We start from the raw sequence: 10,091 nt of genomic DNA on the forward strand, positions 1-10,091 counted from the left end.
TGGCCGGGCGTACGATGGGGTTCGCTTTCATGACGTGGCGAGAGCCAACTTAGCCGGTTTGAAGGTGCCACCATCGCGAAGCCGCAGCAGTTCGTCAGCGGCGGCGGCTCGCCAATTCTCAGGATGGCTGATCGCAAAGGGGATCAGGAAATGCAGCGCTGCGGCAACTTCACCTTCGTAGCGTTCCGGCACCTCGACGCCGACCTGGCGCAATGCCAGGTATATGACGCAAAGCTCGTGCGGGGGCTGGCCGAGCACCTCGGCAAGCGCGCGTGGAACATGGTCGGGATAACGTTCACCCATGGTCCTGCTCCAGCTGCGCGTCGATCGACACCAAGTCCCGGATCAGGTTGCGCAAGCCTTCGCGCGTCAGCGTCACGGCGACGGCTTCGTCCGTTGGATTGTTCTCATTGCCGCCGACGAAGTTCAGGACGGCGCCGCCCAGCTCAGGTGCTTCAGCCCAGCCCATGGCTAGGCCCGCGCAAATGGTCGTCAGGCGAAAAGCACATGGCATGAACGGATCGGGGAACCACCCCTTGCCATCGCAGGAAATGAGTAATGGGGGTGGCATCGGCGGAAACGCACGGCGCTCAGGCTCCGACGCCTCGACGACTTTCATGAAAGCCATTACTCGATCCCCAGCGCGGCTTTGTACGTCTCGAGGAGCGCTTCGGATTCCTGGCGGACGTGGTTCTCCATCTTGCGCAGGCGGATGATCGCGCGCATCGTCTTGACGTCGAAGCCAGTGGCTTTCCCCTCGCCGTAGACATCCTTGATGTCATCGGCGAGGCCCTTCTTCTCTTCCTCGAGCCGCTCGATACGCTCGATCAGGAGGCGCAGTTGGTCGGCCGCGACGTTGCCTTCGCTCACGACCAGGCCCCGATTATTTCTTTGGCCACCCAGAGGATGCCGACGAGGGCGCTGCCCAATCCGATGCCGACCAGCGTTCCGACCGGGTCGGTCTCGGGGCTGTAGTATTTAGGCGGGGACATGGGCGTCGTGCGCCGGCGGTTGCGATCATCCAGCATCATGCCGCTACCTCCGTCAATTCGAGCGGCGCGCAGGCGGAGCAGACATCGGGGCCGGCCCAGGAGCAAAGCGGTTCGCAGGCGTCGAGTGCGCTACAGCCGCATGTCATGCAGATGCGCGGCGGCTCGACGGGTGGGCCGTAGCTCCTGAAGTCAACGAGCTGGCTCAGCACCAAGCTATCGAATGGCACTACGCAGGATAACGTATGTATTACATCGGGGCTGATCGCCGCGATGTCCTGCTCTAGACGTTCTACCCACGCGCGACGATCGATCTCACCCAGGCGGGGGGCAGTCGATATGCTGGCGGCGACATCGTCGATCGACATGCCGGCTGCGACGCGTCGCCGGGCGAGGTAGGTACCTGGGCTCATCATTCCGATATCTCCGGGCAGCAGAAAAGCCTTCCCGGCGACGCATCATTGCGGCGGGTTGGCGCGAATTAGGCAGGGGCTGAAAGGCGCGGGGGTTGCGCAGCCGATCAGGGCGGCGCGCGCGGCATGCGTACTAGCATCGGCAAGACGCCTTCGATCTTTTGATGCAGCTCCAGCACTTCGCGATGGGCCTCAAGACGATCGCCATCGTCGGCGTCAGGTAGGGCGAGCCTAATCAGCGCAGCTTGAGCCTCTCCCGCTTCGTGCGCAATTTCGCCGGTTTGGCGGAGCAACTCGAACTGATCCGGGAAGCTGTTGGCCACAGCCACTTTAACCAGGAGACCATAAGCGTCGTAAAGCGGACGGCCTTTGCCGCCGTGGACCTGGTACGCAATGTCAAGGTCGATAGCCGCCTTGAGATTGATTTCTTCGTCGGAGTCATCGTCGCCCCATCTGCGGACGGTGCGCGCAGTCTTTCCAACCAGTTCCGCCATTGCTTTCCAGCCACCAGGGATCTGGCCAGCTATGCGCGCCATGGCGTCATCAATGCTTCCGGGCGCGCGCGGCTTCGTCATTCGCCGGCACCGCAGGTCGCGCTGCGGATAGCTCCTGCGCCCGGCCAGGCGTCGAGAGAGCCAGGACGGCCGGCGCGCCCTAGAAGGTGAACCGGCGCCAGCGTGCAGAGGGGGTTACTGGCGCCGGTGCTCCCACGCGCACCGTGGGGAACAAGTATGACAATCGCGACAAAATCTCGCACCGATTGACGGAGACGGGCCGCCGTTGCGCGGATAGCAGCGTGCCGCAGGATCAGGGCAGGGGGACAGAGTGGCGCGATCATGCGCGGACGCCTTCGAGGCGATCGTTATCAGAAGGAGCGTCTGTACCCGGAGGGGCAACGTTTTCCTTGATGCCAAGTGCCACTGCGATGCGGTGAGACTCTCCGCGCCGGCATGGCCGGTCGCCTGCAAGAACGGATTGCACGAGGCTGATCGAGAAGCCGCGTACGCGGGCCCACTCGCTGATGTTGGTGCCGGACGCAGCGAACCGCTCCCGCACGGCATGAGCGCGGGATCTAAGACTATCTGCAGGTGTGACTCCGACCCCCGACATGTGCAATGTGCCAAATTGTTGTAACCGGGGACATTGGTGCACCAATAGTGGTGATTCGTCAAGACTTGAACACCGATTTTGGTGATTGGACAGCGCGACTGCGTGAAAGCAGACGTTTGCTGGGCCTGAAGCAATCCGAAATGGCTGCTTTAGGAAACGTCAGCCTTAATACACAGAACCGATATGAGGGCGGCACGATGCCTTCGGTCGAGTATCTTCTGCGAATCGGCGCAGCAGGGGCGGACTGGTACTGGATCGTCACAGGGCAGCGTATTGCCGACGCGCTTGGCCCAGACGAAAGCCGGGTTGTCGACCTGTTCAAAGCAGCCAGCCATGAGGCGAGGTCCGCCGTTCTGGCGGTTCTGCAGTGCATGGTATCCACCACCCATGCAGGTCCTGCGGGCACCCCCGGCGATGTCATGTAACAACCGATTGCAACAAAGCGCCACCTGTGACAGCTAGCCCCTCACATCGGGGGGTGACGGCATGAAAGTTGAAGAGATCGAGATATTCGCGGGTAAGCCGGACTTTGGCTTCACTCCCATTCGCCGGCTGGAGGTGAAATGCGAGGCCTCCAACGCATTGATGCCTGCGCCCACGATTGAGGAGGCAAATGGCCGACTACGCGCACTGGCTGCAAAGGTCGGCGCAAATGCAATTACAGAGGTCGAATATAATAGCGGCGTCAGCTTCACGTCCTGGAAGAGCCTGAAGGCCAGCGGCTTGGCCGGCATTAAACTGTCCGACGATGCCACTTGTGATGTCTGCGCGGAGACCATCAAGCGCGCCGCGACGAAATGTCGCTATTGCGGTACGGATCGTACGCCTATGGCCGCGGAGCCAATGGTTCCCGCGCAGACAGGAATCGGTCACGTCCACCAGGACGCCCAGGAGCCGCTGCGGGACAATAACAATCCCGCCATAATCATCGGCCTGTGCGTCTTCGCGCTGTTCATTTTCATGATGATCATCGGGAGCGCGTAAATGCCGCTCGTTGAAGAGGGCAGGGCATGGATCACGCCGCTGACCTTTAATGCCGGCCTACTCGTGAGATTTCTTCCACACGCGTCCTGATCTCAGGAGCATAGCTAGCTTTCTTTAGGGTTTCCCCTTATGTTCCTCCTTCGGGAGGCAACCCATCTTTATATGAACGAGCTCGTACGCCTGTCGCCAATCATGGTGAGCCGGAAGCTGCAGGTGCTTGCCTTCATCCAGCAATATTATCTGGCACATGGCGTGGGCCCCAGCCTGGGCGAGATTTCCGCGGCGGTCAGTTGCGGCCGCACCCGCGCCCATGCCGCGGTGCGTCAGCTGCACAAGGAAGGGCGCATTCATCGCACGCCTGGTCAGCACCGCGGCATCCGGCCGATCAGCGTCCGTGAGGAAGCCATACGCGTGCTGGTCGACGAGGGCTGGACGGTCAATCTCGGCCGCTTTCAGCTGATCGCGATGCTCGACCTGCCAGAGGGAACAAATACGAGTCTGCCGCTGCCCCCCGAACTGGATCATATCCCCTCCATCGAGAACTCTGATCGCGGGAATGGGGCAAGCATAGATGGGGCAAAGAGGCGCGGAACCGGCGAGTAAGACCGCCAGCTGGTCAACAAAGCCGAAGCAGGTCCGGCAAAGCGCCGTCGCCAAGCAGCGGGCCAAGGATCAGGCAGCGACCGCGCTCCGTAATAGGGACGCCTGGGCAAAGCGCCATCCCGAGAAGGCCGCGGCCGAGCGCCTGCTTCGCATCGAGCGCGTCAAGGCTATGCGCCAATGGGGGCACAAGAACAACGGCACGCCCGCCACGCATGCCCATGCCACGCGCGTCGGCGCACTGGCTCGTTTGCACCAGTCCGGCGCGATCGATGACGATCAGCTGGCGTCCAGCGCCGAGATCGCGATCGTCGCCGTCCGGATCGGCGCGGACGTCGCCGTGCGCACGGCGCGACTGGAAGCGGGCGTCGACATGTCACGGCACGGCGACGCCTTCTGGGAAGCGCTGGGCGCGGTGCGAGCGGAAGTGGCCTATACGCGCTGGCGCGCACAGCTGCGCGGATGCGCAGCGCCTGTGCTGGACATGATCGTCGGCGACAGCGGCGTGACCGTGGTGGCGAAGCAATATCGGATGCACGTCCGCAAAGCGAAGGCGATGCTGGTCGAGGCGCTGGATATGTGGCCGCGATATCATGCAGAGGCGCGGAAGGAGATCGATCCCGCGACCTTGCTGGCTGCGCAGGCCGGGATCCTGTAGCTCGCCTCCTGCGATTTCCTCCCTGTATATACAATTTGCTATTGCGTTATGCGCTCAGATTGTATATACAATCTGCATGGACATCGAATACGACACCAACAAGGACGCCGCCAACCGCGAAAAGCATGGCGTATCGCTTTCCTTCGGTGCCGAGGTGTTCGGCGACGTCGACCATGTGATCGTATCCTCGAGCCGCCCGATAGACGGCGAGGATCGCTTCAAGGTGATTGGCGAAGTCAGCGGCCGCCTTTGGACGGCTGTTTACGTGCAACGCGAAGCGGCGACCCGCTTCATATCCGTGAGGAAGAGCAATGACGGTGAACAAAGATACTACCGTGGCAATTCCGGCTGATCCTAATGACCCGGAAGATTTCGACGTCAGTGTCGCGGCCCTGGAACAGGGATTGGCGGAGCGCGAGGAGCGGCGGCGACTGCGAGGGGCGCAGAAGGCGCCCATCAAGGAGCTAGTCTCGATCCGGCTGGATGCCGACGTGGTCGAGGCATTGCGGGCGAGCGGCACAGGCTGGCAGGGACGTGTGAACAGCATCCTGCGTAAAAAGCTGCTCGACGCCGCCTGATTTCCTTCGGGTTTCCGGACCCGGTACAAATTCGAGACTGGCGAAATGGCCACCTAACGTGCCAATTCGACCCCGCAATAATTGCGTCTGTCCCCCGAAGACCCCGCCTCTCCCCCGTGGAGGCGGGGTTTTCCCTTTTTGGGAGATCCGCCTTGGCCAAACCGTCCATCGCCGATCAGCTGGAGCGCGCGAGCGATGATCTGGATCAAGTGATCTGCAGCGCACGCCTTGGCGTCCGCAATGCTCGCCAATTCGATGATCTGGAAGAGCAGGCGCAGGGGATCGCCGCGAAGATCGTGGCCGCATTTCGTGGCGAGCAAGCACCGCAGGCAAAGCCTCTCCGCATGGACATCGTTCCAGACGGCAAGAGCAGCGCCTGGTACTGAACGGAGATATCGATGGCGCTGATCAACTTGGACGAGCTTTCCAAAGTCATGGCCGGCAGCGGCGATGATCAGGTGCGAGTCAGCAAGCGATGGCTGCAGGCAGCATGGTGCGAATTGACCAGCGGTCGCGAGAACCCGATCATCAAGCAGCAGCTTGACTATGCTCCTCCACGGCAAACACGATAATGGCGCGCCGCAAGTCGCCGGCGCAGCGTGCGCCGCAGACGCTCCAGGCCGCGACGGTGCTGCTGAACCGCTTTGCCGAGCTTGATGCGGCGTTTGCCGTCATCGAGGAGGAGCGCACGGCCGGCCTCGCGACCATCAATGCCACGGCCGACGCCGCGGTAGTGCCGATCGTTGCCGAGCTTAAGGACATCCAGAAGCAGCTGGAACCATGGTGGGCAGCATCCGTCGATGCTCTGACCGGCGGCAAACGCAAATCGATCGAGCTTGGCGGTTGCCTGATCGGCAATCGCACCAATCCGCCCAAGGTCATGTTCGAGCACGGCAAGGACAAGGAGGCGGTGATAGCGCTGCTGAAGGCGAAGCTCCCCGAGCTGCTGCGCATCACTACGACCTTGGACAAGCCCGCCATCCTGAAGAAGCTGGATGCCGAAGCCGAGGCTTTGGCGGCGACACCAGGGGACGCCGAGACCAAGCCTGTACGCGTGCTCCACGACCTGGGCTTCGGTGCCAAGCAGACGGAAGACTTCTTCGTGGAGCGGGTTGCTCAGGGCGGCACCCTCTCGGCGTGACACGCCCTTCCTGAAGGAGACTTCGATGTTCCGTTACTACCTGATGCTCGGCCTGCTGGCCTGCTCCTCGATGCTTGGTGCCTGCCAGTCGGTGCAGGACCAGTGCGCGAGGGCAAGCAACCCGGCCGAATGCGTGAAGGTGGCCGCTGCAGGCGGCGACGTGAACGACTATCTGCTCTACGGCATGGCAGGCTATATGCTCTCCAGCGCATTGAATGGCGGGCAGCGACAGACCGTCATCGTGCAGGATCCGCACTACCGCGGCTATCGCCGACCGATTGCCAGCTATGCCGCGAGCCGTGACTATGTACGTCAGCGCACCGTGACCACCACGACCAGGCGCAGTCCTTTCGGACAGAGCACGTCGACTACCACCGTATCGCGATCAACCTATCGGCCTAGCAGCTATCGGTCGAGCTCCAGCTCCTTCCGCTCGTCCAGACGCTGATGCCAACGCAGCCGCCGCGGTTCCGGCCGCGCGGCTGGAAGGCACCCGAGCCCTGGCTCACCTCCAAGGGCAAGAGCAGGCAGGCGCGCGGCTATGATGCCGTGCACGACGGCCTGCGCAAGCAGGTGCTCATTGAGGAGCCCTACTGTCGGGAGTGCATCCTGAAGGGCGTGGTGCCACCGCGCAGGACGGAGATCGCGGACCACATCAAGCCCAAGGCTGAAGGTGGGCCCAACGAGAGGTGGAACTACCAGGGCCTGTGCGGCCAGCACAGCAAGGCGAAGACGTCGAAGGAGTCGGCGCGGGCGCGCTGGCGGGCGCGGAGCGAGTGACGAAATCGACCCTTTTGCCCCCTCGGGAGTGCCGATCGGCGCGTCGAAGGGGAGGGGGAGGGTCATTTTGGACCGATATGCCGGCTCAGGACCGCTTCGGTGGGGAAATTTCTGCGCGGGCAAATTCAAAAGGTAAAAAGGTGGGGTCCGGATGGCGAGTGGTGGATCTCGGCCGGGTGCCGGCAGAAAGCGAAAAGCACCCGAATTGAAGGTCGTTACCGGCTCCTATCGAGCAGATCGCGACGCGAAGGTGAATGAGGATGTGCCTCTAGGGCCGATGATTGCTCCGCTGCATTTGTCGGAAATTGCGCGTGGTCACTTCGCCACCGTCGCTGGCATCCTTGAAGAGCAAAAGCGCTCCAGCCCACATTATGCGGAGCACGTTGGCCTTCTGGCGCTACGGCTCGAGCAGGTAGCCCGCTTTCAGGCCGTCCTCGACGACGAGGGCGACACCTATGAAACATTCACCGCCACTGGCGGGCGAATGGTTCGGGCTAGACCGGAGGTAGCTATGCTCGACAATGCATTGCGGCATGCCCAATCCCTGTTGGGCGATCTGATGTTGAACCCGTCTGCCGCCCTGAAGATTGCCACCGGCCATAAACAGGAAGCTGGCGACTTCGACGATTTCTGATGCCGTGGACGGCCGAGATTATGCAGGCATTGCGCGGAAATATGCGGCCGATGTTTGCGCCGGCAAGATCCCGGCCGGCTTACAAATCCGGCTGCAATGCCGCAGGTTCCTGGATGAGCTGAAGCTCAGCAAGAGCCGGACAGCAAAGTTTCCCTATGAATTCGACGTCGACGCGGCGGCGCGTCCGTGCCGGTTCATTGAGAAGCTGCCCCACTCCAAGGGCAAATGGGCGCGTAGCAAAGAGCGCCTGGTGCTGCAGCCTTGGCAGGTTTGGATCATCTGCGTCGGCTACGGCTGGCTGCACAAGAGCGGTTCGCGTAAGGGATTTCGACGGTTTCGTCGGCTGTTCCTGGTGGTGCCGCGGAAAAACGGCAAATCGGCCATTGCCGCCGGTCTCGGCCTGTACATGCTGTGCGCCGATAATGAGTTCGGCGCTGAAGTATACTCCGGTGCGACGAACGAGAAGCAAGCATGGGAGGTCTTCAAGCCTGCCCGGCTGATGGTGGATCGCACGCCGGCGCTGAAGCGTCGGTTTGGAATAGAGCTCACCGCGAAGACGATCAGTCGCATCCAGGACGGATCGAAGTTCGAGACGATCGTCGGGGATCCCGGGGACGGGCAGTCGCCCAGTTGCTCTATCCACGACGAATATCATGAGCATGCCGACGACGGCCAGGTCGATACGATGGTCACCGGGATGGGCGCCCGCGACCAGCCCATGCAGCTGCTCATCACGACGGCCGGCGATAATCTGGCTGGCCCCTGTTACGCGCTGATCCAGGAGGAACGGAAAAAGCTCGCGGGCATCGGCCACAATGGTGGGCCGCCGCTCGACGACGAAACGCTATTCGTCGAATATTCGATCGACGATGCCGACGACTGGAAGTCAGAAGTCGCGCTGCGGAAGGCAAATCCGAATGCCGATGTATCGGTGTCGATGGATTTTCTCCGTGCGCGGCAACGCGACGCGATAGCGACGCCTCGCAAAGCCGGCGTTTTCAAGACAAAGCACCTCAACCTCTGGGTGTCGGCAAAAGCCGCCTATTTCGATGTTGAGGCTTGGCGTAAGTGCGCCGACCCGGAGATCCCGGCGAACGCCCGCGAAGCGCTAGCGCTGCCATGGCTGCTCGGACGCCGCGTCATCCTTGGGCTCGATCTGGCGTCGAAGGTCGACATCGCGGCACTGGAATATTTGTTCCTGCCGATCGGCGAGGTGGCAACGAAGGAGGATCCTTACATCCGGATCGGCCGCTACTTCCTGCCAGCGGATACGGTTGCAGAGGTGCCCGCGTACCAAGGATGGGACGCGCAGGATCTGTTGGATGTCACCAGCGGTAACATAGTCGACTATGACGAGATCGAAGCCGCGATCGAGGAGGCCGTAGAGCGCTTCCAGGTCGAGTTCGTGCCTTACGACCCTTTCCAGGCGACGCAGCTGTCGACGCGCCTCGCCAAAAAGGGCGTCCCAGTTATCGAATATCGGCCGACAGTCCTGAATTTCAGCGAGCCGATGAAGCAGCTGGACGCGACCATGCGGGCGCGGCTGATCATTCATGGCGGGGATCCCGTCATGGAATGGGAAATATCGAATGTCGTCGGCGCACCCGACAAAAAGGACAACGTCTACCCCAACAAACCTGATGGGCAGGCGCATCTCAAAATCGACAACCCGGTCGCGCTGATGAGCGCGATCGGTGTCCACATGGGCGAGGAGAAGGAAGAAGTGCCTGAATCGCCCTGGGATGATCCCAATTACAGCATGGTGCCGAGTTGAGGATCGCTTTTGAATTCTCGCGTGACGGTAGCGCCGAGCACCGCTCGCTGGAAAATCCTGCGATCCCGTTGAGCTCCAATAGCGACGAGCTCCTGCAGCTGCTCGGCGTGATGAGCGGGAACAAGGATCTGCCTGTCGTCACGATCGAGACCGCGCTCGAGGTGCCAGCGGTGTTCGATGCTGTCGGCTTCCTGTCGCGCACCCTCGCATCCCTGCCTATCCACGCCTTCCGCAACGCCGACGGTGAAATGAAGCGCTCGGGCGGCGATCTCCAGATGCTGCTGAATGAAGCGCCGAATCCGGAATGGAGCTCCTACGACTGGCGCAAATACATGTGGTGGACTTGTAACGGTTTTGTGCCGGTCACCTATCTCATTATGCCACCTTGGCTTCGAACGCGAGTGGGCTGATGCCGCCCAGATATGAATGT

Annotated in this window: 21 protein-coding genes; 14 read left to right on the forward strand and 7 right to left on the reverse strand. The window is 61.7% G+C overall.

The features are described 5' to 3' along the window. Positions 1 to 27: 27 nt before the first annotated feature. From QHC67_RS03555 to QHC67_RS19175, 7 genes are all read right to left on the reverse strand, one after another. Positions 28 to 303 carry a hypothetical protein gene (locus QHC67_RS03555; RefSeq protein WP_319291060.1) on the reverse strand — a complete coding sequence of 92 codons (276 nt, stop codon included), beginning with the start codon at positions 301 to 303 and terminating at the stop codon, positions 28 to 30. Further along, entirely contained in the window at positions 296 to 628 is a 333-nt protein-coding gene (locus QHC67_RS03560; RefSeq protein ID WP_319291062.1) for a hypothetical protein, read from the reverse strand. The genes QHC67_RS03555 and QHC67_RS03560 overlap by 8 nt, the downstream gene beginning before the upstream one ends. Continuing rightward, a complete protein-coding gene (locus QHC67_RS03565) occupies positions 628 to 870 on the reverse strand; it encodes a DUF2312 domain-containing protein (RefSeq protein WP_319291064.1) in 243 nt (80 codons plus the stop codon). Before QHC67_RS03565 ends, QHC67_RS03560 begins: the two co-directional genes overlap by 1 nt. Continuing rightward, the gene (locus QHC67_RS03570; protein ID WP_319291066.1) at positions 867 to 1,031 is read right to left on the reverse strand and encodes a hypothetical protein; all 165 of its coding nucleotides are present in this window, start codon (positions 1,029 to 1,031) and stop codon (positions 867 to 869) included. The genes QHC67_RS03565 and QHC67_RS03570 overlap by 4 nt, the downstream gene beginning before the upstream one ends. After that, the gene (locus QHC67_RS03575) at positions 1,028 to 1,405 is read right to left on the reverse strand and encodes an XRE family transcriptional regulator (RefSeq protein WP_319291068.1); all 378 of its coding nucleotides are present in this window, start codon (positions 1,403 to 1,405) and stop codon (positions 1,028 to 1,030) included. Before QHC67_RS03575 ends, QHC67_RS03570 begins: the two co-directional genes overlap by 4 nt. A 104-nt stretch (positions 1,406 to 1,509) precedes the next feature. Beyond that, positions 1,510 to 1,938, reverse strand: a complete 429-nt coding sequence (locus QHC67_RS03580) for a hypothetical protein (protein ID WP_319291071.1) — start codon at positions 1,936 to 1,938, stop codon at positions 1,510 to 1,512. Positions 1,939 to 2,236: 298 nt separating this feature from the next. Then, complete coding sequence (locus QHC67_RS19175; RefSeq protein WP_413818481.1) at positions 2,237 to 2,512, reverse strand: DNA-binding protein; 276 nt, start codon at positions 2,510 to 2,512, stop codon at positions 2,237 to 2,239. A gap of 140 nt (positions 2,513 to 2,652) precedes the next feature. Between QHC67_RS19175 and QHC67_RS03585 the strand changes: the two genes are divergently transcribed. The 14 genes from QHC67_RS03585 (at position 2,653) to QHC67_RS03650 (ending at position 10,071) form a co-directional block, all read left to right on the forward strand. Continuing rightward, a complete protein-coding gene (locus QHC67_RS03585) occupies positions 2,653 to 2,937 on the forward strand; it encodes a hypothetical protein (protein WP_319291073.1) in 285 nt (94 codons plus the stop codon). Positions 2,938 to 2,998: 61 nt separating this feature from the next. Continuing rightward, a complete protein-coding gene (locus QHC67_RS03590) occupies positions 2,999 to 3,496 on the forward strand; it encodes a hypothetical protein (RefSeq protein WP_319291075.1) in 498 nt (165 codons plus the stop codon). 162 nt (positions 3,497 to 3,658) lie between these two features. Continuing rightward, positions 3,659 to 4,099, forward strand: coding sequence for a hypothetical protein (locus QHC67_RS03595; RefSeq protein WP_319291077.1), 441 nt, complete (start codon positions 3,659 to 3,661; stop codon positions 4,097 to 4,099). After that, positions 4,068 to 4,754 carry a hypothetical protein gene (locus QHC67_RS03600; RefSeq protein ID WP_319291080.1) on the forward strand — a complete coding sequence of 229 codons (687 nt, stop codon included), beginning with the start codon at positions 4,068 to 4,070 and terminating at the stop codon, positions 4,752 to 4,754. The genes QHC67_RS03595 and QHC67_RS03600 overlap by 32 nt, the downstream gene beginning before the upstream one ends. 76 nt (positions 4,755 to 4,830) lie before the next feature. Next, positions 4,831 to 5,106, forward strand: coding sequence for a BrnT family toxin (locus tag QHC67_RS03605; RefSeq protein WP_319291083.1), 276 nt, complete (start codon positions 4,831 to 4,833; stop codon positions 5,104 to 5,106). Beyond that, positions 5,090 to 5,332 (forward strand): BrnA antitoxin family protein, encoded by a 243-nt coding sequence (locus tag QHC67_RS03610; protein ID WP_319291085.1) that lies wholly within the window; start codon positions 5,090 to 5,092, stop codon positions 5,330 to 5,332. The genes QHC67_RS03605 and QHC67_RS03610 overlap by 17 nt, the downstream gene beginning before the upstream one ends. Positions 5,333 to 5,484: 152 nt before the next feature. Beyond that, positions 5,485 to 5,718 (forward strand): hypothetical protein, encoded by a 234-nt coding sequence (locus QHC67_RS03615; protein WP_319291087.1) that lies wholly within the window; start codon positions 5,485 to 5,487, stop codon positions 5,716 to 5,718. Between the two features lie 12 nt (positions 5,719 to 5,730). Continuing rightward, positions 5,731 to 5,904: a hypothetical protein gene (locus tag QHC67_RS03620; protein WP_319291089.1), complete on the forward strand. Its 174-nt coding sequence runs from the start codon at positions 5,731 to 5,733 to the stop codon at positions 5,902 to 5,904. After that, the gene (locus tag QHC67_RS03625) at positions 5,904 to 6,473 is read left to right on the forward strand and encodes a host-nuclease inhibitor Gam family protein (RefSeq protein ID WP_319291092.1); all 570 of its coding nucleotides are present in this window, start codon (positions 5,904 to 5,906) and stop codon (positions 6,471 to 6,473) included. The genes QHC67_RS03620 and QHC67_RS03625 overlap by 1 nt, the downstream gene beginning before the upstream one ends. Positions 6,474 to 6,498: 25 nt before the next feature. Beyond that, complete coding sequence (locus QHC67_RS03630; RefSeq protein WP_319291095.1) at positions 6,499 to 6,921, forward strand: DUF1190 domain-containing protein; 423 nt, start codon at positions 6,499 to 6,501, stop codon at positions 6,919 to 6,921. Next, a complete protein-coding gene (locus tag QHC67_RS03635) occupies positions 6,921 to 7,253 on the forward strand; it encodes an HNH endonuclease signature motif containing protein (RefSeq protein WP_319291098.1) in 333 nt (110 codons plus the stop codon). Before QHC67_RS03630 ends, QHC67_RS03635 begins: the two co-directional genes overlap by 1 nt. Before the next feature lie 277 nt (positions 7,254 to 7,530). After that, complete coding sequence (locus tag QHC67_RS03640; RefSeq protein WP_319291100.1) at positions 7,531 to 7,887, forward strand: P27 family phage terminase small subunit; 357 nt, start codon at positions 7,531 to 7,533, stop codon at positions 7,885 to 7,887. Positions 7,888 to 7,891: 4 nt separating this feature from the next. Next, complete coding sequence (locus tag QHC67_RS03645) at positions 7,892 to 9,661, forward strand: terminase large subunit (RefSeq protein ID WP_319291103.1); 1,770 nt, start codon at positions 7,892 to 7,894, stop codon at positions 9,659 to 9,661. Further along, positions 9,658 to 10,071 (forward strand): phage portal protein, encoded by a 414-nt coding sequence (locus tag QHC67_RS03650; RefSeq protein WP_319291106.1) that lies wholly within the window; start codon positions 9,658 to 9,660, stop codon positions 10,069 to 10,071. The genes QHC67_RS03645 and QHC67_RS03650 overlap by 4 nt, the downstream gene beginning before the upstream one ends. The last annotated feature ends 20 nt before the right edge of the window (positions 10,072 to 10,091 follow it).

This window comes from Sphingobium sp., from assembly GCF_033795625.1.
Lineage (GTDB): Bacteria > Pseudomonadota > Alphaproteobacteria > Sphingomonadales > Sphingomonadaceae > Sphingobium.